Origin of the sequence: Streptomyces bottropensis ATCC 25435, assembly GCF_000383595.1 — a bacterium.
Lineage (GTDB): Bacteria > Actinomycetota > Actinomycetes > Streptomycetales > Streptomycetaceae > Streptomyces > Streptomyces bottropensis.
The window spans coordinates 4,190,798-4,215,766 of the sequence record NZ_KB911581.1 but is presented as its reverse complement, the minus strand read 5'-3'; the positions used below and the strand labels follow the sequence as shown (position 1 = coordinate 4,215,766).

Below are 24,969 nucleotides of genomic sequence, written 5' to 3'. Positions count from 1 at the left end.
CGCGGGCGGGGGGTTTTCGTGTACACCGAGAATCAGGGTTTCGATGATCGCTCCGATGAATCCGGGATGACGGACCGTTTCGCACGGATCGACGCCGTCGTACAACTCCTCGAAGCCGCCGAGGACGCCCTGGACCAGGAGGACGGGGAGCACCTCGTGGATCTCGTCGACGAGGTGGAGCGGTTGCTGGCGGAGCTGTCCGGCAGCCCCACCGGCCCGGCCGAACGGCGTCTGCTGCTGGGCATGTCCGCCGACGCGGCCCGGCTCCGCTACGCCCACGGGCAGGCACCGCAGGACCTCGACGACACGATCGCACGGGTGGAGACCGTCCACTCGCTGACGGTCGAGGCGTTCACTTCCCCGGGGCCGAAGACGCCGCCCGACCCCGACGACCTGGTCCTGGTCCGCCGCGAACTCGCCCTGGACCTCGCGGAACGCTGGCGCGCGAGCGAGGACGGCCCCCGGCGGTCCGCCGACGCCGACCGGGTCGTCGACCTGCTCGGCCCGATCCTCGACGGACCGGACGCCCGGTGTCTGCCGGATCCCGCGCAGTGCCGCGCGGTGCTGGGCCTGATCCTCTCCGACCGTTGCAGGTGCGCCGAACACGACACCCCCGAACGGCTCGCGGACCGCCACGCGGCCGTCGGACATCTGCGGACGGCGCACGACAGCGGCGACCTCGACCCGGACCTGCGCCCCGCCGTGGCCTTCGACCTCGCGTTACTGTCCTACCTCGAACTGAGCGACCGCTACCGGGAGTCCGCCCACCCGGCCGGGTCCCCGGACCCCGCCTCGGAGTTCGGTGCCCTGCTGAACGTCCTGCGGCCGCTCCTGGCCGACCACGGCCCGGCCGGCGCCGACGCGGCCGAGCTGGGCGCGGACGTGTGCGACGCGCTCACGCAGTACGGCACCGGTCGGCGGGGCCTGTCAACGGCCGTGGAGTGGTACCGGACGGCCCTCGCCCATCCCTCACTGCCCGAGGAGGCCGCCCACCGGATCGCGACGAACCTGGGGCTCGCCCTCGCGGAGCGCTCCGAACTCCACCGCGCGACCCCTCATCCCGACGCCCCCGCACCGGCCGTCGACCGCGCCGAGGCGCTGGCCCTGTGGGAGGAGGCACGGACCCGGCTCTCCTCCGCCGCGGACCCCGGCCGTCCCGGGGCGGACCCGGAGGCCCCCGCCGAGGCCCGGGCGGACCTGGTGGCCTGCCTGGCGGGGATCGTCGACCTGCTCTGGATCGATCTGGGGGACGGACTGCTGGACGAGGACGGCATCGGCCGCCTCACCGTCCGGGCCCGTGAACTCGCCGCCCTCATCGGCCCGGACGACACCGACCGGGCCGAGCTGGTACTGAAGACCGGGATCGTCCTGACCCGGCGGGTGATCGACCGCGGCACGCCCAACGCGTACGACCTCAGCAACAACGCCCTCCTCACGGGCGCGGCCGATCCGTCCCTGGCCCTGGACCGTACGGTGCCGCGCATCGTGACGGACCTCCGCGAGGCCATCGGCCTCCTGCGCACCGGCACGGGTCTCTACCACCACCAGGACGAACTCCACCTGGGCGCTCAGTGCCTGCTGGGCGTCGCGCTGCTCCTCGACTTCGCCTGCGCGCTGCCCCAGGTCCGGCACGCGTCCCTGCGCGAGGCCCTGCGCGTTCTGCGCGTGGTGCTGGAACGCGCGCCCTCCGACAGCGAGTTCCGCGACGAGAACCTCAACGGGTCGTTCCTGACCGCCATGCTGTACCGCGTCTGGTACACCGACCCGTTCGCCGTTCCCCAGGGACCGGGCGGGCCGCCCCTTCCGGACGTCAGCGGGTTCCCCACCGTCGAGGACGATCTGCACCTGCTGGCCGGGCTGCTGGACCCGGCCACTCTGGAACGGGAACCGTACTTCGTCTTCGTGTCCGTCATGGTGGACTTCCTGCGGTCACCGGACGGGACGCCCTCGGCTGCCGACTGCCGTTCGTGGACGGGCCAGTTGCTGCGGGCCGCCCCGCTGCTGGAACCCGAGGCGTGGGCGCTCCGGGCGACGATGCTGGCCGTCGCCGGCACGCTGGGACTGGTCCTCGTCACGCGGGGCGAGGCGACCGGCGCGGAGCGGACCGCCGCCCTGGGGGCGCTGCGGCAGGCCCAGGCCGCGCTGCCGCCCGGCTCCGCGATGCGCCGGCACATCGACGAGGCGTTGCGGCAGGGCGCGGTGGCCGATTTCCGGGCCCTGCTGGGCACCCTCTTCCCGGCCGCCGCACACCGACAGCGGCCGGCCGAGCCTCCGGTGCCCCGGCCGCGGGAACCCGCCCCCGCCGACCCGCCGGACGACGAGGGCCCGCTCGCCCCGCCCACGATCGACCCGTCCGCGACGATCCTGCTCGGGGACGGCTCCCCGGACCCCTTCGCCGTGCCCCTCGGCAGGGTCACCGAGATCCTGTCCGGCGACCCCGGGACGGCGAGTCCGGCCGAGGCCGCCGCGCGCTCCCTGGCGCACCACCGCCGCTGGCTGCGGGAACGGGACGGACAGGACCTGACGCGGGCCATCACCCTCGTACGACACGCCCTCGACGTTCTCGGCGATCCGGCGCCGGACGACGCACCGCCGGCGGGCACCGCCTCCCCGGCCCTCGCCGACCGGTGCGCCGAGTTCCTGGCCCGGCTCCTGCTCGACCGGCACGTCCTGCTCGGCGACCACGCCGATCTCGACGCCGCCGTCCACGAGTACGACCTCCTGCTCGACCGCACGCCGGACCACCTCGTCCGGCCGCCGCTGCACATCCTGCTGGCGGAGGCGGGCGATCCGCGGGTTCCGCCGCACCTGTTCCGCGCCGGGGAGCCGGCGGAGTCCGCCCCTTTCCGGGCGGAGCTGCTGGCGGCCGCCGGGTCGGCGTGGCTGCCGCTCGCGCGCTCCCGGCGACGCCACTCCACGACGCTGGCCGGCGACGCCGTGCGTGCCTGGGAGGAGGCCGGGCGCACCTTGCCCCCGGACCATCCGAGGGCGCCGGCCGTCCGTGCCGAACTGGCCGCCCACGCCCTGCGGGAGGCCCGCGAGGCGGGCGACGCGGCCGCCGCCCGGGCCTCGGTCGACGCGCTCGTCGAGGCCGCCACCACCTGCCCGGCCGGGAGTCCGCACCGCCCCGCGCTGTGCCTGCGCGCGGCGGCGGCCCTCGCGCGGCCGGACGGCGCCGAGGCAGAACCGGCCGCCGCCGACGCGCTCGGCCAGGGCATCGCCCTGCTGAGGGACGCGGCGGAGCGGGGCCCGCACGAGTTCCACGGGTCGCGCGGGCGGTGCCTGTACGGGCTGGGCACTCTGCTGCTGGCCCGGCACCTGGCAACGGGGCGGGGTGAGGACCTGACGGAGTCGGTCGCCGTGCTGCGGGAGGCGTGGGTGGTGCTCAACGCGAGCCCCGGCGACCCCTTCGCCATCGCGCTGATCCGGACCATCGCCCTCGCCCACCGCGCCTTCGGCCCGCGGGACGTAAGCCACCGGCGGCGGTCACGGGAGACGGCCCGCTCGGCGCTGACCGCCTACGGCCGCTCCGTCCTGCTGCAGTCGGGCGCGGACCACGGGCTGGAGGCCGCGCGGGCCATCGCGCCCGACATGCTCCGACTGGTCCGCTGGAGTCTCGCCGACGGCCTGCCCGAGTCGGCCTTCGAAGCGCTCGAACTCGGCCGCGGACTGGTGCTGAACGCCGCGACGATGAACGTCACCGTTCCCGATCTGCTCCGGGACGCCGGCCGGCACGCGCTCGCCGACGAGTGGGTCCGGGCCGCCGCCGAGGGCAGCCGGCTCAGTGACGTACCGGACGACCTGCGGGGGCGGGTGCTGGAGGCGCTGGCGGGCAGCGCCGCCGAGAAGCGGCTCCTCTCCGCGCCCGCCCCGGCCGGACTCGGACGGATCCTGCGCCGCCTGGGGACCGATGTGCTGGCCTACCTCGTCCCCGGTGAGGACGGGGCGCCCGGCCACGCGGTCCTCGTCACGGCGACGGGGACGGTCGACTCCCTGCGGCTGCCGAGGCTGACCTCCGTGTCCGCCGGCCCCGTCGGCGCGTACGCGGCCTCCCTGGAGGCGTTCCAGAGGGCGGGCCGGCTGGAGCCGCCGGCCCCGCACCACCCGCTGGTCATGCACGAACTGCACCGCAAGCGGCTGTTGCGCCTGGAGAAGGAGTGGCGGCAGGCGCTGCAGCGGCTGTGCGTGTGGGCGGGTGAGGCCGCGATGGGGCCGCTGCTGGCCGCCGCCGAGTCCAGGTGGCCGGGCCGGCCTCCCCGGATCGTCCTCGCGCCCGTGGGTCCCCTCGGCATCGTCCCCTGGCACGCGGCACACTGCCCGGCACCCGGCGGGGCGGACACGCACAACGGCGGGCACGCGTGCGAGCGGGCCGTCATCTCCTACTGTGCCAGCGCCCGTCAGCTCATCGAGGTGGCCGCCCGCCCCACGGCCGTCCTGGGCCGGGGCGCCGTGGCCGTCGTCGCGGACCCGGACGGTTCGGCGACGATGCACCGGGAGGCGGCGCTCGTGGCGTCCCTCCATCCGGAGGTCACCGTGATCGGCGGCATGGGAGGGGACGAGGACACCCCGACGGGCCCCGGGGGCAGGCGGCCGGCGCCGCTGCCGCCCGAACCCCGGTCGCTGGAACCCTTTCTGCCGGGGCGGGGGCCCGCGCCGACGGCGCTCCTGCACGTCAACTGTCACGCGGACACCGGCCCGACCTCCACCGACTCCGTCCTCAAACTGGACGCCACGCACACGGTGTCGGTGCAGGATCTGCTGACCGGCGCCGCCGGCCGCGATCCCCGGATGCCCGGCGGCACGGTCCTGCTCGCCAACTGCACCAGCGACCTGACCCTCAGCGACCACGACGAGGCGCTCACCCTGGCCACGGCCTTCCTGGGCGCGGGCGCCACGGCGGTGGTCGGTTCCCGCTGGGCCGTCGCCGACGACCCCCGGACCACGGTGCTGGTGCTGCTCGTCCACCACCACATGAAACGGGGTGTGCCGCCACGGGACGCCCTGCGCGCGGCCCAGTTGTGGATGCTGGACCCGGGCCGGGTCCTGCCGGCCGAGCTGGCGCGGTGCGCGCCGCTGCTCGGGGACACCGCGTACGGCCCGCTGGACGAGCTGGAGGTCTGGGCGTCCTTCACCCATCACGGCCAGTGAGCCCGCCGCCGGGCCCCGGCCGGGCGTCCTGCCTCCCGGGGCCCATCATGGGCCGAGGTCGTCGACCCCCAGGTCGCGGCGCATGGTGTGGCGCATGTCCGCGAGCAGCGTCCACGCCGACCGCAACTCCGGTTGGAACGCGTCCAGCGCCGTGCCGTCGACCGACGGGCCGGCCAGTGCCTTCTTGAGTGCGCCGTAGCCGCTGTTGAGCCGGCGGCTGACGGTGCCGGCGGCGGCGAGCACGGCCGCCGGCACGACCATCTGGGCCTCGGCGTAGCTCTCCCGGTGGGCGGAGCGGCGCTCCTCCAGCTCCTGCAGACAGACGTCGACGCCGGCGCCCTCCTGGAGGGCGTGCCAGAGGTTGACCTGGGCGGTCTGGTACTGACGGGCGGCGGTGTTGAGCGCGATGTAGCAGGCGCGGCGCAGGTCGAGCACCTCGCGTCCGCGGGCGGCGGACAGCTCGGCCCGGCGAACGCGCTCGGCGTGCGCGCGTTCCTCGCACTGCTGCCGGGCCAGGGCCTGGAGTTCCAGGCGCTTGGTGCGGTCGGCGCGGCTCTGCGTCAGGAGCGCGGCACCCAGTGTGCCCACGACGCCGACCGAGGCGACCGCCAGAGCCACCCACGCGTCCCCCACCCCGTGCCCCCTCTGCTGTCCGTGACGGTCAGGTGTCCCCGAGGACGACAACCCTGCGGGGCGTGCCCGCGCCGGCCGTGGCGGTCGGGGCGGCGGACCGTCCGGCGGGTACCGCGCGTTCGCGGCCCCAGGCGCGGATCTCCTCGATCTGCTCGGGGTTGCTGCGGCTGAGGGGTGCGGTGTTGGCGAAGGTGTCCTCGACGAACGCGGGGTCCAGACGGTCCGCCCCGCCCCCCAGCAGGACCTCGGCGCCGACGTCGTGGAGGGCCGACTCGATGTCGGAGCCGGCGAAGCCCTCGGAGAGTTCCACCAGGCGGTCGAGCTGGTCCGGGTGGGGCTCGGCCTTGACGTAGCGCCGGTAGTAGAGGGTGATGATCTCCCGGCGGTCATGGTCGTCCGGCAGGTCCACGAAGAACAGCTCGTCGAAGCGCCCCTTGCGCAGCAGTTCGGGCGGCAGGCCGCGTACGTCGTTGGCGGTGGCGACCACGAAGACCCGGGAGTCCGACTCCTGCAACCAGAACAGGAACTGTCCGATGATGCGCTGCTGGACGCCGGAGCTGTCGTGGGCGCCGGCCAGCCCCTTCTCGATCTCGTCGATCCACAGGATGCAGGGCGCGACCCGGTCGGCGGCGTCGAGCGCCTCCCGCATCCGCCCCTCGGACTCGCCCAGGTAGCGGCCGTGGATGCTGGCCATGTCCAGCCGGTAGAGCGGCAGTTGCCACTGCTGGGCGATGGCCTTGGCCGACAGGGACTTGCCGCAGCCGGGCACACCGACGAGCAGGACACCGCGGGGCGGGCGCAGTTGGGTGCCGCGCAGATCGGTGTGGATGAGCCGGTGTTTGCGCTCCAGCCAGCCGCGCAGGTTGGTGAGCCCGCCGACGGAGTAGTCGACGTCCTTGCGGGCGACCCGTTCCAGACCCGCGAGGTTGTTGAAGATGCGGTCCTTGGAACTGGCCAGGGCCAGCACGTCGGCGGCTTCCACCGACCCCTTGGCGATGAGGGTGGCCAGAAGGTTCACCGCCTCGCCCTCGGTCACTCCCTGGAGGAACTCGGCGGCCCGGCGGGCATCGTGCTCGGTCCAGGCGATGGCGACCATGCCCCGGTGGTCGCCGAGGAAGCCGCTGATGGTCGCGTACATCTCGTCGGCGTTCGGCAGGTCCAGCTGCAGGCTCATGCCCAGGCGTTGCAGGCCGCTCCAGATGGGGTTGTCGGTGATGAGGACGACGCATCCGGAGTGGGTGTCGGCGATCCTGGCGAGTTCGGCGACGTTACGGGTGAAGGGGGTGTCGGACTCCAGCTCCCCGGGGTCGACCAGGACGAGCGTGGCGTGCGGGCGGGCGGCGAACTGGGCGGCGGCGAAGTCCATGGCGCCGGTCAGTGAACGGTCGTCGAGGACGGCCGCCCCCGACCGCAGGTCGCGCAGGCCGGTGGCTCTGGTGTGGATCCAGAACTGCTGACCGGAGCGTCTGGGCTGGTTCGCGACCTCCTTGAGCATGCGCAGGGCGCGGGCCTGTTCGATGGTGCGCAGCCCGACGACGGGCACCCGCGCGGTGAGGTAGTTGTCCAGGTCACGCTTGCTGTCCGAGTAGTTCGACATGTGGGCTCTCCGTGGTGCCGTCAGTCGGGGGTGACGATGCGACGTCCGCCGGTCGGCTCGTACCAGCCGACGGGGGGCGGGCCGGATGGCTCGGACAGCACCGCGGTGAGGGGGTTGTCGCGCAGGGTGCGGCGCCGGGTCTCGACGGCGTGAGGGTCCGCGCCCTCCGCGAGCAGTGACCACACGCCCCGTTCGAGTTCCTCCTGAAGGCGGCGGGTGTGCTCGTCCATGAGGCCGGCCATGCGTTGCCGGAAGTCGGCGGGCAGGCTGGTGTGGGTGATGACGGCGCGGACGGAGCGCAGGACGTCGCGGCCCCGGGTGAGGGCACGCCCGACGGAGAACTCGTCGGTGGCGTCGTTCACCTCGCGGACCATCAGGTCCAGTCCGCTCTGCAGTCGCCGGTCGACCGCGGCGGCGATGCGTGTCAGCAGCCGCTGCCAGGTGTCGGCCGGCAGGCTGTCGGCGGACAGCGGCGGCAGGTGCAGGGGGTCGGTCCGGTCGCCGTCGGCCCACCGGTCCAGGGTGCGGGCCCAGATCTGGTAGTCGCTGTCGCCTCCCCACCGGGCGCGGTTCACAGGTCCCTCGACGGTCGGCGTACGAGCTGTTCCCCGGGCGGCAGAGGGTCCCAGGCCGGGAGGTCGCTCACGGTCTGCCGCAGCCGTCGGGTGACGGGGTCGGGCGCGGGCCGCCCCGGCGGATGCGGCGCGGCCGTGGCCCAGGGGGCGGGTGCGGCGGGCGGTGTCGACGGTACGGGCCCCGAGGCACTGTCGGCGTCTCGCTGACCGGGTACGGCGGGGGGCTCCTGCGGTCGGGGATGCGCCGCGAACGGCCGCAGGTGCTCCGGGATCTCGGGCCTGAGCCAGGGGGGCGTCGAGTCCGGGGCGAGGGGGAGGTCGTCGCTCATGGTCGTTGTTTCCTCTCGGCCGTCTCAGTCGCCGGCGCCGACGACGCGGCCCTCGAAGGGGGAGGGCGCGTGGGCGGCGGTGTTCAGGGAGGCGATGAACTGGCGGGCCTCGGCCTCCACGAAGTCGGCCGCCCAGTACTGCTGTTGCCAGTCGGTGAGTTCGGCGTGCGCGCCCCTGAGCCGGTCGAGGGTCTCCCTCATGTGCCGCCCGAGCAGTTCGTGGGCCTGTTCCTGTGCGGTGCGCGCGGCGTCGGCCCGGTTGTACAGGACGACCCCCCAGATCCCTCCGACGGCGACGGCCGCGATGACGGCGAACCCGACGTGCACCCCGAGGAAGATCACGAGGATCGCGGTGACCGCGGCGCCGAGGAGGGCGAGGGAGGATCTGTAGTCGTGGGCGAGGGACTTGACGTACATCTCGACATAGCCGCTCCAGTGCCGTGTCAGGGACGCCTCCAGGTCCGGCAGGTCGTCGGTGAGCGGCTTGGTCCAGGTGGTGAGCTTGAAGCGCTGGGTGCCGTGGCTGATGCCGAAGGTGTTGGCGAGGGAGATCTCGATCTTGGGTGGGACGGCGGCCCGGTAGTCGCGGCTGAACCCGGCGTGCGCCTGCGCGAACCACTCCTGGCACGACGCGACGGCGAGGCGCTGCGCCGCGGGCGAGGCGCCCACGGCCGCGGGGTCGAGGGCCGCGACCGACTGCACACTCAGGTAGTTGCGGGTCTCCTCCAGCGCCTCGGACCGCATGTCCGCTTCCTTGCGCGCGGCCTCCTCGTCCCCCTCGTGACGCACGATGGCCTCGTTGAGCATCAGTGCGCGCTGGAGGGGGAGTTCCTCCTCGTCCGAGTTGCGGACCAGGTTGTCGAGGATGTCGTCGACGGTGTCCTCCAGGTTGTGGGCCGGGAGGATCTCGCCCTCCATGAGGGTGCGGAACCGGTTCAGGAGCGCCTCGTGCGCGCGGGCGCGGGCGAGGACGTCGTCGAGCGCGGGCCACTGGGGGCACACCTCGGCCAGGCGCGGGAAGTCGTCGGTGGCCGACGGGGCGCGCAGGGAGTCGATCTCCTGCCGCCAGCGTCCCGCCTGGGCCGCGCGTACGGTGTCGTCGTCGAGCAGGCGCTGGCGCCACTCCTCCAGGGTCCGGGCGAGGAGCTGACGTCCCGGGGGTCCGAAGGCGCCCTGGGAGACGCACTCCAGGATGACCTGGAACTCGCGGCCGAGCGCGCGGGGGTCCTGCTCCTCCAGATAGTGCCGCAGCCAGCGTACGGAGGCCTCCTGGCGCCCCTGCCGGCGGAGGATCAGCGCGTAGAAGAGGGAGGTCTTCGACGTCGAGCGCCGGAAGGCCTCCTCCACCGCCCGCGCGCACAGCGCCTCGTCGTCACCGGCCCAGGCCGCCAGCCCGACCAGGGCGGGGGCCAGCCAGTAGCGAGGCGTCTGGATCATCAGCTCCTCGCTGACCTGCCGGACCGTCTCCTCCTGCACGAGGCCGGTGTCGAACGCCTGGAGGATGCCGGTCGCGGTACGGCGGACCACCTTGTGGTGCCCGTAACCGTGCTCCAGCTCGTCGTTGATCCGGACGATCCGCACCTCCGCGCGCTGGGCGGCGGCGATGCGCTCGGTTCTCCCGACGAACTCCAGGAACTTGTCGTAGAGGACCTCCAGGCGGTCCTTGGTCTGCGCCTGGACGGCCTTGACGTCGCGGACCTCACCGTCCACCTGCTCGATCTGGCCGCCGAGCGTGCGGACGGAGCGTTGCAGCTGGCGCTCCAGATTGTCGATGCTCCTGACGATGGGGCCGAGGTTGATCTCGCTCACGCGTGTCTCCGTTCCGTGCCGTGCCGTGCGGGGCCCTGTGCCGTGCGCGCCGTGCCGGTCCCGTGGGTCGTCGTCGTGTCAGGGCCTGACCACACTGCCGTCGGGCAGCACGGGCAGGACCAGCCCGTCCGTGTACACCTCGACGAACGCGTACGCGCCCGAGCGGGCCAGCATCCGGGCGGCGTCGAACGGCGGCGGCATCACGTCGTGTGCCGAGCAGTGGCCCAGAATGCGTCCGTCGAGGCCGAGTCGGTGGTCCACGTAGGGGGAGCCGAGCAGGCACTGCGCGACGAAGCCCACCGGGATCGGCGCTCCGCGGGAGGCGTACTGCTCGTGCAGCCAGGAGGCGATGTCCTGGAGTGCGGCGTCGTCCACCGCGGCGTCCAACCGGCGCAGCCGTCCCAGGAGTTCGGGCGTCCGGGAGGCGAACAGCTGTCGTGCGGCGACAGGTCCGGTCGCCTGCGGCGCGACGATCCGTACGGCGTCGGGCGGTACGGAGGTGCCCGGAGGCACGACGATGCGGCGAGGCCGCTCAACGGATCCCATGAATGCCCCCTGCTGACATGGACCGACGTACGCCTCGTCGGTGACACGCTGTATCCGAAGGGTATTGACGCCCCATCAGCAGCGCCCATGTTGAGCGATATCTATCGACAATGACCGTTTACTACCCGGATAAGTACCGGATAACTACCGGTTGCCGCCCCGGCCTTCGTCTCTGGCGCGCCCCGGCAGGTGCCCGGGGTGTCAGTCCTGGACGAGCTGGTCGGCCAGGCGATGGGCCTGGGCCAGCAGCGTTCCGTAGGTCACGAGTGCGTCGGGGTCGTCGGCGACGGCGCCGGGCAGGCGTCGGCGGAACTGGTCGAGCGTGCGATGGAGTTCCCCGACGACCTCGCGCAGCGCCGCCGCGGAGTCGTCGTGCTCGCCCGGGGCGAAGCGGGTCCGGTCGTAGAGCCGGACGGCATGGGCGGTGCGGCGCAGGAAGTCCGCGTAGGGGCGGGCGATCGCCTTGGCGGGCCGGGCCGCCCGCCCGCCGTCCGCGGTCTCCCACACGATCCGGGTCACGCCCGCGGTGTGCACGGCGACGTGGTCGAGCACGACCAGCGCGTCGGTGTACGCCTCGCCGGAGGGAGCGACGCCGTGCCTGCGCCGGCCCCGGGGGTTGACGCGCATGCTCTCCCGGTTCCAGTCGATCGCCGACCTCGCCTGATCGACCAATCGGCCCAGGCGCAGCGCGCGTTCGTGCCACTCCCCCGCCTGAGGCCCGTCCCACTCCCCGGCGGACAGCCCCTGCGCCACGGCGTCCAGGATCTTCTCGGCCTCGCGGGCGGCGTCCCGCAGCGCGGCGCGGGTGTCGCGCAGATACACGGGCGGCCGGATCAGCGCGTTGACCGCGACGCCGACCACCGCGCCGAAGACCGCCTCCGCGATCCGGGCCGCCGAGGCGGCGACCGTGACCTGACCGCCGGTCAGCACGAAGAGCGCGCCGGTGGCGGCGTAGACGCCCTGGCTGCCCAGCCGTTGCCACTGCCCCAGCAGCAGCACGGTCGGCAGGACCAGGGCCATGGTGACCAACGTGGTGTCCAGCACCAGGGCCACCCCCGTGGCCACCACCGTGCCCGCCGCGATCGCCGCGAGCTGCTGCAGCCCGTGCGCGAGCGACCGGAAGACCGTCGACTCCACCAGGACGACCGCCACCCAGGGCGCCACGAACGCCATCGGGGCCGCGAGCCACCAGCCCGCCACCGCCCACGCCACCCAGGCGGCCAGCGCCGCCTTTGCGGCCTGCATGACCAGATCCCGTTCACGGCCCGGCTCCGCCCACGCCCGCCGCAGCGTCTGTACGGCGGCCACAACGCGCCGCCGGGTCTCCCGTACCGCCCCGTCAGTGCACTTCATGGCACACCAAGTGCCACGGCAGCGGCGGGACGCACCTCCCGACCGGGACTTCTCTCCGACCGGACACCGCACGGCCGCCCGCGGCGCCGGACGGCCCGGCACCCGACGTGGCATGTCCGGCGCCCCGTTGGGCACGCGAGACGTGCAAGCACGGCGCGGCAGGCAACCGGTGCCCCGCCGTGACGGCACCGGCGAGAGGCACATTCTGCAGCCGGAGCCCGAACATCCCGCACCGCAGGTCGTCGCCGAACCCGCCCCGCCCTACGACACGGACAAGCAGCGCCGGCCGGGCCTGGAGACCGGCATGCGCACCGCGCCGCGCTACAGGGCGCAGCGGTACCGCGCCGCCGGAAAGCTCCAGGACAAGGTCGCCCTGATCACCGGCGGCGACTCCGGCATCGGACGCGCGGTTGCGCTGCTCTACGCCAGGGAGGGCGCCGACGTCGCCGTGGTCCATCTGCCGGACGAGCAGGTGGACGCCGACCAGGTACGGCGCGACGTGGAGGCGCAGGGCCGACGCTGCCTGCTGCTGCCGGGCGACCTGAAGGACCCGGAGTTCTGCCGCGAGGCGGTCGAGCGGACCGTGGACGTGCTCGGCGGGCTGAACATCCTGGTCAGCAACGCCGCCTACCTCAACAGCAAGCTCGAACTGGAGCAGCTGACGGCCGACGACTTCGACCGGACGTTCAAGACCAACATCTACGCCTACTTCCACCTGGTCATGGCCGCGCAGCCCCACTTCCGGGCCGGGACGCCGTCATCGCCACCGCGACGGAGGAGGCCCTCAAGGGCAGTACCACGATGATCGACTACGCGGCGTCCAAGGCGCCGCTGATCACCCTGTCCAAGTCCATCGCCCCGCATCTGGCCCGCCGCGGCGTCCGCGCCAACGTGGTGGCGCCGGGCCCGACCTGGACTCCCCTCAACGAGGCCGACCAGCACATGCCGCCCGACGGTCTGGCCCACATCGGCAGCGAGGCACCCCTGGGCCGCGCGGCCCAGCCGGAGGAGATCGCGCCGACCTACGTCTATCTGGCCTCCGACGCCGACTCCAGCTACACGGTCGGTGAGGTCATCGCCGTGACCGGCGGCATCGTCGACACCCGATGACCGGCGCCCTCGGCGTGGGCCCCGCGCCGCGAGGGCGCCGGCAGGCATCCGCCCCGGGTCCCGTCGAGTGCGCCGCCGCGGCCCTCCGCGCGGCTCGCGTGCGAGGCGGGACCTGAGGGTGGTCCCGGCTGGGTGACGATCGAGCGCCCGCAGAGGGAGCGGGCCGCCGCCGTCCGCCGTCCGATCGTCGGGGCCATGGGCGTCCTCCGGGTCAGCGAGGAGGAGGCGTTCGACGTCCTGCGCCGCCTCTCCCGGGAGAACACCATCAAGCTCCGTGAGGTGGCCCGGGCATCCGCGAGCGGGGCACGCTCCGAGGCCCGGGCAGGGGGACGGCTCCTCCGGCACGTTGTCTGAACCAGAGAAGCCTGACCGAACCGGCCCCCAGGGGAACGTCGCCGTATCCGGTCTTCCTCCCAAGTCCCCCCGCCCCGCCTCCCCACACCTGCGCGGCGCCACGGGCCCGCCGTGGAACGACCCGGTCAGGCGTTTCCCGGGCCGCGCGACGGAAACCCGGTGACCACGGCGTCCTGCGCCGCCAGGACGCCGGGACCGGCGGTCCGCGGGCGTACGCCGCGGCGTCCCGGACCTGTGCCAAGGTCGGCAGGGCCGGTTCCTGGGCGACCGCAGGGAGGTGAGGGTCATGGCCGACGACGAACTGCTGGGCACCGGAAACGCCGGCCAGGAGACGGACGTCGAACGCGCCCGCATCGCTCACGAACTCATCGCCGCGGTGCGCGGGCTGCCTCCGTCCGACGTGCCCGCCGCGCTCTGCCGCGCCTGTGTCACGCTGCTCCCGGTGGCCTCGGGACTGTCCGTGTCGGTCCTCGGGGACGGTACGGAGATGGGCGTGGTGCTGTGCGCGAGCGACGACGTCGCCGCCCGGCTGGCGGAGGTGCAGTACACCCTCGGCGAGGGCACCTGCATGGAGGCGGTCCGGTTGCGCGCACCCGTGTTCGCGACGGATCTGACCCGGATGCCGGACTCCCGCCGCTGGCCGCTGTTCGCCGCCCAGGCGGCCAGGTCGGGGGCGGAGGCGGCCTTCTCACTGCCACTGACGGGCGCCGGCAGGGCCCTCGGCACCCTCGACCTGTACCGGGGCACGCCGGGCCGGCTGAGCCGGGGCGAGGTCCGCACCGCCCTGCTGGTCGCCGAGGCCGTCACCCTGACCGTGATCGCGCTCGATCATGCTTCTCCTGCCCCCGAAGGAGTCCTGACGTGGCTGGCAGGAGCGGAGTCGGACCGGGAGGAGGTGCACCAGGCCACCGGGATGATCATGGTGTGGCTCGGGGTGAGCGCCGAGGAGGCGCTGCTGCGCGTGCGGGCGCGGGCCTTCGCCGAAGGCCGTACGTCCGTCGAGATCGCCCGAGCGATCATCGACCGCACCATGGACCTCCGCGATGACTGAGCGGCCGGGCCACCACCACGGCGCCGGGGAGGCGCGCATGAACCGCGGGCTGCAACTGGCGCAGGCCTTCGTCGCGCTGTCGGACACCTATGCCGCGGAGTTCGACCCGCTGCGGCTCTGCCACCGTCTGGTCCTCACCTGCCGGGACCTGCTGGACACGGACGCCGCGGCCGTGATGATCGCGGACGCCCGGGGCAGTCTGCGCGCGATGGCCGCGACCGACGAGGACGCCGCCTTCGCCGAACTCGCGCAGACGCGGACCGGGCCCGGCCCCTGCATGGACTGCTTCCGAGCCGAGGAGCCGGTGAGCGTGGCGGACATGGCCGCCGAGCACGCTGGTCCTCGCGGCGATGACGCTCTGCACGCGCGTGATGACGTCGTCACCGCGGGCCGGTTCGGTCGACCAGTGCATCAGAGCGAGCGTCGCCGAGGGCCTGCGCGAGGGGCACGTCCTCCTCGGCCAGGTGTCCCGCCCGCCGGCGCAGCAGGGTGAGGGCCCCCAGGGAACGGTCGTGCAGACGCATCGGGACCGCCTGCAGGGACGCGTACGCGGCCGAGGTCATCGCCTCGGCCGGTTTCGGCCGGCGGGCGAGGCCGCCCGGATGCTCAGCGCCTCCACCGCCCTCCGCCGCGTCCGTCTCACCGAGACCGTCCATGCCCTGGTCACGCGCGGTTCGACCCGGCCGCCGTCGTCGAGGCGAGGACGCCGCACTGAGGCCTCCGCCGCACGGACGGACCCGTGGCCTCAGGCCTCTTCCTCCACGGGGCGGCCGCCGCCGAACGGTCCGGCGCGGTGCGGGTCGACCCGGGCGAGCAGCGCCAGCAGGGAGGCCACCGTGAGGCCGGCCTCCGCGGGGTGGCGCAGCTCCGTGCCCATCTGGATCTGGTAGGTGTTGCCGCGCCCCTCGCGGGTGTGGGAGAGGAAGCCGCTCCGTTCGAGATCGGCGATGATCTTCTGGACGGTGCGCTCCGTGAGCCTGCACCGCGCGGCGATGTCACGGACGCGCATGGTCTGGTCCTCGGCGATGGCGGCCAGCACCCGCGCGTGGTTCGTGACGAACGTCCATCCCGCGTGCGCTTCCGGTGCTCCTGCCATGGTTCTCATCGTACGCCTTTCCATTCACGCTTCTGAATACCTGAATCCAAGTTCCTGTATTGCTTGACGTGTGTTCGCGCGTGGATGACTCTGGTAGCGGGAGAACCCGCAGGAGCGTCTCGAAGGAGAGAGCGCATGTCGGAGCCCGCGCACCCGGTGCGGTCCGCAAGGGCCGGTGGCGCCGGCTGCGCGACGGCGGCCGGACCCGCCGACGGGCGGCGGACTCCGACACTCAGCCTGCACAGCCACCAGGACGGCGACCGGGTGGTCGTCACCATCCGCGGTGATCTGGAACTCGCCACGGACGAGCAGCTGCGGCGCGGCCTGCGTGACTCGCTCGCCCGTTCCGCCCAAGGCATCGACCTGGACCTCGGCGAGGTCGGGTTCTGCGACTTCTCCGGGCTCAACGCCCTGCTCGGCATCCGCCAGGAGGCCCTGGACCACGCGAAGACCGCCACCATCCGCACCATCAGCCGGGCGGCCCAGCGGGTGTTCTCGCTCACCGACACCCTGTCCCTGTTCCTCCCTCCGGCCACCCCGGACCACGTGGACCACCTCGATCACCTGAGCGACGGCCTGCGTACGGAGGCCACGGCACCCCCGGCCGAGCCGAGACGGCCGGACCCCAGGGTGGAGGTCGTGCAGTTGCGGCGGGCGCTGGAGACCCGCGACACCATCGACCTGGCCCGCGGCATCCTCATGGCCGCCTTCGCCCTGAGCCCCGAGGAGGCCTGGAACGCCCTGGTCCGGACCTCCCAGAACACCAACACCAAGCTGCACCGGACCGCCCGGCAACTCGTGGACTCCTGCACGGGCGCTCCCGTGCCCCCGTGCACACGGGAACGGCTGTCCGCCGCCGTCGCACAGATCACCGCCGAACGCGCCGAGCGGGCCCTCCCCCCGGACTGACCCGGGCGCGTCTCCCTCTCTTGCACCCGGCGACTTCGGGTACCCGGACGGCGCAGACAGCGCGCACCCGACGTCCGGAGACACCGTGAAGGCACTGGTCATCAGCGAGATCTCCGTGGGCCGGCCCGCGCCGGCCCGCATCGGTCCGCGCCGGTCGCACGAGCCAGGGCCCCGAGACCGCCCCGGCCAAGGCCCGTTCACGTCGGGGGCGTCCGCCCCGGCCCTCACGGCCCGGCCGCTGCCCCCGCCGGGTCCATGACACCTTCGCGGCCGCCGCCCCGCACCCCGACACGAGCCACGCACACGCGCGCCCACACACCCACGACGCGAAGAAAGGCTGTCCCGATGAGCGACGACGAGCGGCAGAACCCGGTCGAGCGGCACCCCCGGCCCGACTTTCCGCAGCAGGACCAGGGGCACCCCGGATGGACCGGCGCCATGGACCCGCCCCCGGACCACGGGGAGGACTCCTACCGAGGCAGCGGGCTGCTCAAGGACCGCAAGGCGGTCCTGACCGGCGGTGACTCCGGCATCGGCCGCGCGGTGGCTCTGGCGTACGCACGGGAGGGCGCGGACGTCCTGTTCACCCATCTGCCGGAGGAGGCCGAGGACGCCCGGGAGACGTCCCGGCTGGTCGAGGACGCCGGACGGAAGGCGATCGCCGTCCCCTGCGACATTCGCGACGAGGAGCAGTGCCGCGCCCTGGTCGAGCGGGCGGTCGCCGAGTTCGGCCGGATCGACGTGCTGATCAACAACGCCGCCTACCAGATGTCCCAGCCGGACGGCATCGGGGCCATCTCGACGGCGCAGTTCGACCGGGTCGTACGGACGAACCTCTACGGCATGTTCTGGCTGTGCCGGGCGGCCCTGCCGCACATCCCGGCGGGCGGCTCGATCATCAACACCACGTCCGTGCAGGCGTACAAGCCGAGCCCGCACCTCCTCGACTACGCCATGACCAAGGGCGCGATCGTCACGTTCACCCAGGGACTCGCGCAGATGGTCGCGGCGGACGGGGTCCGGGTGAACGCGGTGGCGCCGGGGCCCGTGTGGACGCCACTGATCCCGGCGACGCTCCCCGACACCCAGGAGTTCGGCAAGCAGGCCCCGCTGGGACGGCCCGCCCAGCCCGCCGAGATGGCGCCCGCCTACGTCTTCCTCGCCTCCGAGCGGGCGAGCTTCATCACGGCGGAGATCCTCAACGCCACCGGCGGCACTCCCCTGCCCTGACGCGTCGTGGGGCGGCGCGCCCGGCCCCGCCGTTTGGGCACCCGGGTACCGGGAACCCGGGGACGCGAACAAAGAAGCGAGAGGCAGCGACACGGGTTCGGAAAGAAGATGAGGCGTCGTGAGCACGCACAGCGTCGAGAAGCTTGTCGTCCGCGAGAGCGGCTGGGCCAAGGCCCGGCGTCGGCGCGGGAAGGGCGTGCGGATGTGTCTTCCCGCCCTCCCCGACAAGGACGGCACCCGCGTGCCGGAGGCCGGGGCGGACACACACATCGTCCGGGGTGACGACTGACCGGCGGGCACGACCGAGGGGCCGGTGGGAAACGGCTGGAACTGTTCCCACCGGCCCCTCGCGGTTCCGGTACGCGCCCGCCCCGGGCGGTACGGCCCTCGGTCGGCCTCAGTCGTCCTTGCCGCGGCCGGTGAGCGCATCGCGCAGGCGGTCCACCAGGCCCGTGCCGGGGGCGAGCAGCTTGTTGGCCGGCGGGGTGTCGGGGGCCGACGGGTGGGGGCGGGTCGGCGCCGTCTTCTTGGCCTTGCGGACCTTGTCGCCGAGGCTGTTCAGCGCCTCCTCGGAGCAGGACGCGCGCAGCCGGGGGAAGAGGTTGTTCTCCTCGTCCTGGATGTGCGACCTGATCTCGGTCATCAGCTGGGTGATCAGCAGGTCGAAGTCCGCGTCGTCGGCCTCGCACCCCTCCAGGGCCTTCATGGTGCGCTCGGCCTCGGCGTGCTCCTCCAGTTCCCGGTCGGCGATCGTGTCGCCGTCCGGGACGTGTTCCCGGACGGCTGGGTAGAGGTAGGCCTCCTCGGCGACCGAGTGACGCACCAGTTCGATGGTGACCTTGTCCGCGTACTCCTTGCGCCGGGGGTCCCCGGACGGCAGTGCCTCGATCTCGCCGAACATCTCCTCCACTTCCCCGTGGTCCGTGGTCAGTTCGGCGATGACGTCTCCACCGTGTCCCATGTCCTGTCGCTCCTGTCCTGAGTACGGCGCATCCGCATCCGCATGCGTACCCGTCGGCCCGGTCGGTCTTTCGGTCCGGCGCCGAGTACCCGCGAACGGCCCAGCCACGCGGTGGCGAGCCGAGGATGATCGCGGGGTACGAAAGGCGGACGTGGGCCGCGGGGCCGTCGGGCCGCCTTCGGCACCCCCCGGGCGCCGGCGACGGGTCCGGAGCAGGCACCCGCGAGCGGTCCTGTGAACGGCCGCCGGATCATCCCCGGACCGGTCCTGCTAGCCTCCGGGCGCACCCTGGGCCTCGGCCGGACGACCACCGGCACGGCTTCGCCCGCACTCTGGAAGGGCTTCCTCACCGCGATGCTGCACGGCACCCGTTCGACGACGGCGCCCCTCGGCCGGAACGACCGTCTGCGCCGGTTCGGGTACGCCGGACGCCCCCGGAGCGACACCCGTGACCGCCTGGTCCCGCCCTTCCCGGAACCGGCCGGCGGGCCCTGGGAGCGAGTGGGGCTCGGCCCGGCCCAGGCGCACCGCGTCGCGAAGGCGATGGAGTGGCTGGGGCCGCTGTTCGTCGCCCTGCTGGCCGGAGCGACGCGCTTCTGGCGCCTCGACCGGCCGCACGAACTCGCCTTCGACGAGACCTACTACGCCAAGGACGCCTGGTCCCTGCTGCGGCTGGGCCATGAGGGCACGTGGCCGGACCGCAAGGTCGCCGACCCGCAGATCCTGGCCGACCCCCAGGTGATCACGCTCTCGGACACGGGGAGCTTCGTCGCGCATCCGCCGACGGGCAAGTGGGTCATCGCGGTCGGCGAGTGGATGTTCGGTCTCGACCCGTTCGGCTGGCGTTTCATGACGGCCGTCCTCGGCACGCTGTCGGTCCTGATGCTGTGCCGGATCGGACGCCGCCTGTTCCGCTCGACGTTCCTGGGCTGTCTGGCCGGCGCGCTGATGGCAGTGGACGGTCTGCACTTCGTGATGAGCCGTACCGCCCTGCTGGACCTGGTCGTCATGTTCTTCGTCCTGGCGGCCTTCGGATGCCTGCTGATCGACCGGGACCGCGCCCGCGCCCGGCTCGCCGCGGCGCTGCCGCTCGACGAGGGCGGGCACGCCGGCCCGGACGCGGACACCGGCGACCGCGCCGGGACGGGACGGCGTCCGTGGCGGCTCGCGGCCGGTCTGTGCCTGGGGCTGGCCGCCTCCACCAAGTGGAACGGCCTGTACTTCCTGGCCTTCTTCATGGTCCTGACCCTGCTCTGGGACGTCGGCGCCCGCCGGATCGCGGGGGCCCGCCACCCCTACCGGGCGGTGCTGCGCAGGGATCTCGGCCGGTCGGTGCTGTCCCTCGCCCCGGTCGCCGTGGTCACCTATGTGGCGACGTGGACCGGCTGGTTCCTGTCCGACGGCGGGTACGGGCGGCACTGGGCGGACGGCCGCGGCGGCGTCTGGTCGTGGATACCGGCGCCGCTGCGCAGCCTGTGGCACTACGAGTCGGCTGTGTACCGGTTCAACGTGGATCTGGACGCGTTCCACAAGTACGAGTCCAATCCGTGGAGTTGGCTGGTCCTCGGCCGGCCCGTGCTGTTCTCCTACCAGTCCCCCGAACCCGGGGAGGCGGGCTGCCACGCGCTCACCGGCTGCTCCCAGGCCGTCGTCGCCCTGGGCACGCCGATGCTGTGGTGGTCGGCGGTCTGCGCGCTGGTGTACCTGCTCTTCCGGTGGGCCCTGCGCCGCGACTGGCGCGCGGGCGCCGTCCTGTGTGCCGTGGGCGCGGGCTATCTGCCGTGGTTCCTGTACCAGGACCGCACGACCTTCTCGTTCTACGCGGTGGTGTTCGTGCCCTATCTGTGTCTGGCGGTGGCGATGACGCTGGGCGCAATGCTGGGCCCGCCGGGCGCCGGCGCCGACCGCCGCCACCGGGGCGCGGTGGCGGCGGGCACGCTGGTCCTGCTGATCGTCTGGAACTTCATCTACTTCTTCCCGATCTACACGGGAAGCACGATCCCTTATCCCGACTGGCAGACCCGTATGTGGCTCCCCACGTGGATCTGACCGGGCGTGCGGGGCCCGCTACCGCCTCGGTCCCGCGAAGGCGTACGCCGCCGTGCCGGTGAGCGCGAGGGTCAGGGCCGTCCAGGTGGCCGCCGGGGTGCCGGGCGGGAGGAGCATCCAGCTCGCCACCCGCGTGGGCAGGCCGGTCGGGGGCGGGGCGAGGACCGCGTAGGACAGCCAGGCGAGGGGTGGGGTCCACGCGTAGTGGGCCCCCCACAGCGCCGCGCCGAGGGCGGCCAGGCCCGTCAGACCGGCGCTGTCGCGGACGACGAACGCGGTGGTGACCCAGGAGTCCTCCCCCGTCGTCCGCGCCGTGAGGAGCGCGGCGCCCGCGACCACACCGATGAGCAGGACGTGCGCCGCCCTGCGGAACCGCCAGGGGATCGCGGCCGTGCGGTCCAGCGCGAGGTCCTGGCCGCCGAGCCCGATCGAGGCGGCCACCACCCCGGCGACGAGGACGAACACGGCCACCTTCGGGTCGCCCGGTCCCCCGCCGCCGTCCCGGGCGAAGGTCCACACCAGCACGGTGGCGATCACCACCGCGGCGAGGGAGACCGGCACCTGCCGGGAGCGGGCGTACAGCGTCAGCCACCTCACCGGGACGTACCGCCGTCCAGGAGGTCCAGCGGGTCGCCCGCGCACGAGACGGCGGCGGTGTGCGCCGCCTTGACGCGTGCGACCTGTTCGGACCACGGCAGCGCCTTGAGTTCCCGCAACACCGGGCGGGCCTCCTTGAGTTGGTCGCCGGCCGCGTGCATGGCTCCGTCGAACGGCTTCAGGTCCCCGAGGACCCAGCCCGCCGCGACGCCCTGTGCGACGATCTCGCCGAGCGTGCCGCTCTCGGCGGCGCTGCGGGCGTAGCAGATCGGGATCATGCCCTGACCGAGCAGGGCCCGGGTCAGCTCCTCGCCCTCGGTGTAGGCGAACACGCTGTCGTCGAAATCGACGAGCACGGCCGTGCGGGACCGCTCCGGCGGGTCGAAGAGCGACCGCTGGGCGGTGCTCTCCCGCACGGAGGTCGGTGCCTCGCCACCGAGGGCGCGTCGCAGCAGGGTGAGCGACTTCTTCCCGGGCCCCGCGAGAGCGGCGAGGTGGTCCTCGTGCGCCTTCGCCACACACACCGGGCCGTCGCACACCAAGGCCACGGCGGCCTCGTCGACGACGTACGCCCGGCGCGGGTCCGCGGGAAACAGCAGCAGGGCGATCACCGCGCCCGCGAGGACGGGTGCCAGGGCGAACAGGCGGGTGCGCCGGGTCGCGGCGAGCAGCAGCGCGAAACCCGTCGCGGCCATGCCGAGCAGCCAGATGGACTGGCCCACGTGCACGGGGGCGGAGAGCGTGAGGAAGACGTCACGCACGTCCTCCACCGCCGGTGACAGCAGCGTGGCCCGGTTCGGCGTCGCGGCGCCCGGTTCCGTCGTGTCGGTCGAGATCCGCAGGAGGTTGAGGAACACGAACGCGGCCACGGCCAGGGCGGGCGGGGTCAGCGGGGAGGGAAGGCTGCGCCCGATCCCCATGCCGAGGAAGGCCCCGGCGAGGAGGGAGAGTGCGGCGACGAGCGAGATCGGCAGCCAGCCGAGGTGCGTGTACGAGGTGTCGCCGACCAACTGGACCGCGCCCTGGAGGACGACGAGCGTGAAGGCCGAGGTCAGCGTGATCGCCGTCGCGCCCGCGGTCGTCGCCGCCCGGTGCCGGGCGGGGCGCGGTGTGCTGGTCAGCAGCTCGGCCATCTTCGACCGGTGGTCGCGCAGCCCCTGGAGCGCGCCGAGCGCCAGGGCGAGCGGCCACAGGAGGATCAGCAGGGAGCGGGTCCACAGGGCCATGGAGGTCCACTGGGCCGTCCACATCGCCGTGCCCTTCCACCACGGGCCGCTCAGCAGGTACAGGAACGCCAGGGCGACGATCAGGGTCACGGCGCCGGCCCAGGGGGCGACGGAACGTCTCAACTCGATGCGCAGGACACGGGTGTTCACCAGGTGCCCCTTTCCTGCCGGGGGTCGAGCAGCAGCGCCGCGTAGCCGCGCTCCAGGGGGCTGTCCCCGACGTGCTCGGGTCCGCCGGCCGCCGCCAGTTCGTCGGGGGTGCCCTGGAAGACCAGCCGGCCCTCGGCGAAGAGCACCACGTCGGTGCAGGCGGCGGCGACGTCCTCCACCAGATGGGTCGAGACGACCACACAGGTGTCCGTGCCCAGTTCCTGCAACAGCCGGCGGAAGCGCAGCCGTTGGGCCGGGTCCAGGCCGGCCGTCGGCTCGTCGAGGAGCAGGACCGCCGGCTCGTTGACGATGGCCTGGGCGATTCCGACACGCCGCACCATGCCGCCCGACAGGGCCTTCATCCGCTCGTCGGCGCGGTCCGCGAGGCCGACCCGTTCGATCGCCCGCTGCACCGCCGCGGGGATGTCCGCCTTGGGGACCTCCTTCAGCCAGGCCATGTACTCGACGAACTCGCGTACCGTGAAGCGTTTGTAGTAGCCGAACTCCTGCGGCAGATAGCCGATCCGGCGGCGCAGGGCCCGGTGTTCGCCGAGGCCGCCGACGGACTCGCCGAACAGTTCCAGGGTGCCCCCGGCGGGGCGCAGCACGGTCGCCAGCGCCCGGATGAGGGTGGTCTTGCCGGCCCCGTTGGGTCCGAGCAGGCCGTGCACGCCGGTGCCGAGCGACAGGTCGAGCCCGTCGACGGCCATCCGCTTCCGGCCGGCCCGCACCTTCAGCCCCGTGGCCCGGATCTCCCAGGCGTAGGCGGTCGGTGCGAGATCGGCCGCGCTCACCGCGGACATCATGTGCTGTTCCTTCCGGTCGGTCATCGATGGGCTCCCAGTACGGAGTACGCGCCCCTGCGGGCGATCACGACACCGATACCGAGGGTGAGGACCACTCCCCACACGGGCAGCCCGGCGCTCCGCAGAGCCACGGGTGTACTGCTGGTGGCCAGGGCCGGTGCCACGACCACGGCCGCCCACACCGCGACCAGCGCCACGGCGGCCCGGGTCACGCCGACGACTCCGCCGAGCGCCAGGGTCGTCGAGGTGAACGCCAGTGAGGGCAGCAGCCATTGGGCCGCCGACACCCCCGTCAGGCCGCCGCCCGCCAGCAGCGCGGGGATGACGACGGCGAGCACGGACGTGGTGCGCCGCAGCACCAGCGGGAGCCCGGCCCTGGGCACGGAGGCCGTCAGCTCGTACGCCGGGTCCAGGCCGCGCGACCACGACGCCGCGACGCCCAGCACGGGTAGGACGGGGGCGAGCAGCAGTACCGGCGACACCTGGCCGGGGCCGGAGCCGGTGTCGGCGATGTCGAGCAGCAGCGCGAGCAGGGTCACGGTCATGACCATGGCCAGCCACGGCACCATCGTGGGCGTCAGCCACCTCGACAGCCGCGCCGACCAGCGACGGCGGGCGGGCATGGGTGCCGTCGCGGCCAGCCGGGGTTCGAGGTCGGCCCAGACGGTGCCGACCATCGCCGTCACGGCGGGCGCGGTCCTCGAGACGGCGGCCGACAGCCGGTCACGGCAGTTCCGGCACTTCTCCAGATGGGCCTCCAGGGCCCACACCTCGTCGGCGGCGATGTCCGTGTCGCCGCGCGCGTAACCGTCGATGATCCGCGTCGACGCGTGTTCCACGCTCATGCCAGGGCCCTCCGCATCTCGGTCCGGGCCCGGCGGGCGCGGGTCTTGACCGTGCCCTCGGGCACGCCGAGCAGGACCGAGGTCTCCCGGACGGACAGCCCGTCGAGCACCATGGCCTGCAGTACTTGTCTGAGTTCGGGCGCGAGGCGCCGCAGCGCGTCCCCGACGTCGCCGCCGACGGTCGCCGCGAGCGCCTCCTCCTCGGCGGCGGGCGCCATCGGCTGCCCGGCGGCCGCGGGCGGCGGCTCGGCGTGATGGGCCCGGCGGCGGAACGCGTCGACGAGACGGCGTGCGGCGATGGTCCACAGCCAGCCGACGGCGCTCCCGCCGACCGCGGCCCCGGCGAACGCGCCGGCCGCGCGCCACACCGCCAGGTACGTCTCCTGCATGACCTCGGCGACGATCTGCTCGTCCGCGCAGCGGCGCCGCAGACGCACCGCGAGCCATGGCGCGGTGCGCCGGTACAGCTCCTCGAACGCCGCGCGGTCGCCTCTGGCCACCAGCCGGACGAGGCGCTCCTCGTCCGGCTCACCCGGTGTCTTCCTGACTGATCTCACACCCGCTAGACGCGGGACCCGCGCGGCGGGTTTTCCGT

The 24,969-nt window shown here is 73.6% G+C and carries 24 protein-coding genes; 10 read left to right on the top strand and 14 right to left on the bottom strand.

Going from position 1 to position 24,969, the window contains the following annotated elements; translation table 11 throughout:
- Nucleotides 1–66 precede the first annotated feature (66 nt).
- Nucleotides 67–5,148 carry a CHAT domain-containing protein gene (locus tag STRBO_RS0118590; protein ID WP_051085232.1) on the top strand — a complete coding sequence of 1,694 codons (5,082 nt, stop codon included), beginning with the start codon at nucleotides 67–69 and terminating at the stop codon, nucleotides 5,146–5,148.
- A 45-nt stretch (nucleotides 5,149–5,193) separates the two neighbouring features.
- Here STRBO_RS0118590 and STRBO_RS0118585 read toward each other — a convergent pair whose 3' ends face one another.
- The 7 genes from STRBO_RS0118585 to STRBO_RS0118555 form a co-directional block, all read right to left on the bottom strand.
- The gene (locus STRBO_RS0118585; protein ID WP_020114588.1) at nucleotides 5,194–5,781 is read right to left on the bottom strand and encodes a hypothetical protein; all 588 of its coding nucleotides are present in this window, start codon (nucleotides 5,779–5,781) and stop codon (nucleotides 5,194–5,196) included.
- A 28-nt stretch (nucleotides 5,782–5,809) separates the two neighbouring features.
- Entirely contained in the window at nucleotides 5,810–7,378 is a 1,569-nt protein-coding gene (locus STRBO_RS0118580) for an AAA family ATPase (RefSeq protein WP_005475023.1), read from the bottom strand.
- 20 nt (nucleotides 7,379–7,398) lie between these two features.
- On the bottom strand, nucleotides 7,399–7,953 hold the full coding sequence (locus tag STRBO_RS0118575; protein WP_005475028.1) for a hypothetical protein: 555 nt from the start codon (nucleotides 7,951–7,953) through the stop codon (nucleotides 7,399–7,401).
- Nucleotides 7,950–8,282: a hypothetical protein gene (locus tag STRBO_RS0118570; protein WP_005475029.1), complete on the bottom strand. Its 333-nt coding sequence runs from the start codon at nucleotides 8,280–8,282 to the stop codon at nucleotides 7,950–7,952. Before STRBO_RS0118570 ends, STRBO_RS0118575 begins: the two co-directional genes overlap by 4 nt.
- 24 nt (nucleotides 8,283–8,306) lie before the next feature.
- Nucleotides 8,307–10,091, bottom strand: a complete 1,785-nt coding sequence (locus STRBO_RS0118565; RefSeq protein WP_005475030.1) for a hypothetical protein — start codon at nucleotides 10,089–10,091, stop codon at nucleotides 8,307–8,309.
- A gap of 78 nt (nucleotides 10,092–10,169) precedes the next feature.
- The gene (locus tag STRBO_RS0118560) at nucleotides 10,170–10,637 is read right to left on the bottom strand and encodes a hypothetical protein (RefSeq protein WP_005475033.1); all 468 of its coding nucleotides are present in this window, start codon (nucleotides 10,635–10,637) and stop codon (nucleotides 10,170–10,172) included.
- A 201-nt stretch (nucleotides 10,638–10,838) separates the two neighbouring features.
- Nucleotides 10,839–11,990 (bottom strand): aromatic acid exporter family protein, encoded by a 1,152-nt coding sequence (locus STRBO_RS0118555; protein WP_202499412.1) that lies wholly within the window; start codon nucleotides 11,988–11,990, stop codon nucleotides 10,839–10,841.
- Nucleotides 11,991–12,159: 169 nt separating this feature from the next.
- On the opposite strand from STRBO_RS0118555, the gene STRBO_RS45435 reads away from it, so the two are divergent.
- From STRBO_RS45435 to STRBO_RS43460, 5 genes are all read left to right on the top strand, one after another.
- A complete protein-coding gene (locus STRBO_RS45435; RefSeq protein WP_005475041.1) occupies nucleotides 12,160–12,795 on the top strand; it encodes an SDR family NAD(P)-dependent oxidoreductase in 636 nt (211 codons plus the stop codon).
- The gene (locus tag STRBO_RS45430; RefSeq protein WP_005475043.1) at nucleotides 12,792–13,100 is read left to right on the top strand and encodes an SDR family oxidoreductase; all 309 of its coding nucleotides are present in this window, start codon (nucleotides 12,792–12,794) and stop codon (nucleotides 13,098–13,100) included. Before STRBO_RS45435 ends, STRBO_RS45430 begins: the two co-directional genes overlap by 4 nt.
- A gap of 132 nt (nucleotides 13,101–13,232) precedes the next feature.
- Entirely contained in the window at nucleotides 13,233–13,454 is a 222-nt protein-coding gene (locus STRBO_RS0118545) for an ANTAR domain-containing protein (RefSeq protein WP_005475044.1), read from the top strand.
- A 286-nt stretch (nucleotides 13,455–13,740) separates the two neighbouring features.
- Nucleotides 13,741–14,505, top strand: coding sequence for a GAF and ANTAR domain-containing protein (locus STRBO_RS0118540; protein WP_005475045.1), 765 nt, complete (start codon nucleotides 13,741–13,743; stop codon nucleotides 14,503–14,505).
- On the top strand, nucleotides 14,498–14,998 hold the full coding sequence (locus STRBO_RS43460; RefSeq protein ID WP_158690935.1) for a GAF domain-containing protein: 501 nt from the start codon (nucleotides 14,498–14,500) through the stop codon (nucleotides 14,996–14,998). The genes STRBO_RS0118540 and STRBO_RS43460 overlap by 8 nt, the downstream gene beginning before the upstream one ends.
- A gap of 252 nt (nucleotides 14,999–15,250) precedes the next feature.
- Here STRBO_RS43460 and STRBO_RS0118525 read toward each other — a convergent pair whose 3' ends face one another.
- The gene (locus tag STRBO_RS0118525) at nucleotides 15,251–15,601 is read right to left on the bottom strand and encodes a helix-turn-helix transcriptional regulator (RefSeq protein ID WP_020114584.1); all 351 of its coding nucleotides are present in this window, start codon (nucleotides 15,599–15,601) and stop codon (nucleotides 15,251–15,253) included.
- Nucleotides 15,602–15,736: 135 nt separating this feature from the next.
- Here STRBO_RS0118525 and STRBO_RS0118520 point away from each other — a divergent pair, with 135 nt between their 5' ends.
- The 3 genes from STRBO_RS0118520 to STRBO_RS43790 all read left to right on the top strand — a co-directional run bounded on the left by STRBO_RS0118520 (nucleotide 15,737) and on the right by STRBO_RS43790 (nucleotide 18,029).
- Entirely contained in the window at nucleotides 15,737–16,510 is a 774-nt protein-coding gene (locus STRBO_RS0118520) for an ANTAR domain-containing protein (protein WP_020114583.1), read from the top strand.
- Between the two features lie 345 nt (nucleotides 16,511–16,855).
- Entirely contained in the window at nucleotides 16,856–17,740 is an 885-nt protein-coding gene (locus STRBO_RS0118515; protein WP_005475051.1) for an SDR family oxidoreductase, read from the top strand.
- A 118-nt stretch (nucleotides 17,741–17,858) separates the two neighbouring features.
- Nucleotides 17,859–18,029 carry a hypothetical protein gene (locus STRBO_RS43790; protein ID WP_005475055.1) on the top strand — a complete coding sequence of 57 codons (171 nt, stop codon included), beginning with the start codon at nucleotides 17,859–17,861 and terminating at the stop codon, nucleotides 18,027–18,029.
- Between the two features lie 108 nt (nucleotides 18,030–18,137).
- Here STRBO_RS43790 and STRBO_RS0118505 read toward each other — a convergent pair whose 3' ends face one another.
- Nucleotides 18,138–18,701, bottom strand: coding sequence for a hemerythrin domain-containing protein (locus STRBO_RS0118505; protein ID WP_005475057.1), 564 nt, complete (start codon nucleotides 18,699–18,701; stop codon nucleotides 18,138–18,140).
- 354 nt (nucleotides 18,702–19,055) lie between these two features.
- Between STRBO_RS0118505 and STRBO_RS0118500 the strand changes: the two genes are divergently transcribed.
- Nucleotides 19,056–20,750 (top strand): dolichyl-phosphate-mannose--protein mannosyltransferase, encoded by a 1,695-nt coding sequence (locus tag STRBO_RS0118500; RefSeq protein ID WP_202499572.1) that lies wholly within the window; start codon nucleotides 19,056–19,058, stop codon nucleotides 20,748–20,750.
- An 18-nt stretch (nucleotides 20,751–20,768) separates the two neighbouring features.
- Here STRBO_RS0118500 and STRBO_RS0118495 read toward each other — a convergent pair whose 3' ends face one another.
- From STRBO_RS0118495 to STRBO_RS0118475, 5 genes are read right to left on the bottom strand one after another with little or no spacing between them, the layout of a single operon-like run.
- A complete protein-coding gene (locus STRBO_RS0118495; protein WP_005475060.1) occupies nucleotides 20,769–21,347 on the bottom strand; it encodes a hypothetical protein in 579 nt (192 codons plus the stop codon).
- Nucleotides 21,344–22,723, bottom strand: coding sequence for a hypothetical protein (locus tag STRBO_RS0118490; protein ID WP_005475061.1), 1,380 nt, complete (start codon nucleotides 22,721–22,723; stop codon nucleotides 21,344–21,346). Before STRBO_RS0118490 ends, STRBO_RS0118495 begins: the two co-directional genes overlap by 4 nt.
- On the bottom strand, nucleotides 22,720–23,553 hold the full coding sequence (locus tag STRBO_RS0118485) for an ABC transporter ATP-binding protein (protein WP_005475063.1): 834 nt from the start codon (nucleotides 23,551–23,553) through the stop codon (nucleotides 22,720–22,722). The genes STRBO_RS0118490 and STRBO_RS0118485 overlap by 4 nt, the downstream gene beginning before the upstream one ends.
- On the bottom strand, nucleotides 23,550–24,374 hold the full coding sequence (locus STRBO_RS0118480; protein WP_005475065.1) for a hypothetical protein: 825 nt from the start codon (nucleotides 24,372–24,374) through the stop codon (nucleotides 23,550–23,552). The genes STRBO_RS0118485 and STRBO_RS0118480 overlap by 4 nt, the downstream gene beginning before the upstream one ends.
- On the bottom strand, nucleotides 24,371–24,931 hold the full coding sequence (locus STRBO_RS0118475) for an RNA polymerase sigma factor (RefSeq protein ID WP_005475066.1): 561 nt from the start codon (nucleotides 24,929–24,931) through the stop codon (nucleotides 24,371–24,373). The genes STRBO_RS0118480 and STRBO_RS0118475 overlap by 4 nt, the downstream gene beginning before the upstream one ends.
- Nucleotides 24,932–24,969: the final 38 nt, after the last annotated feature.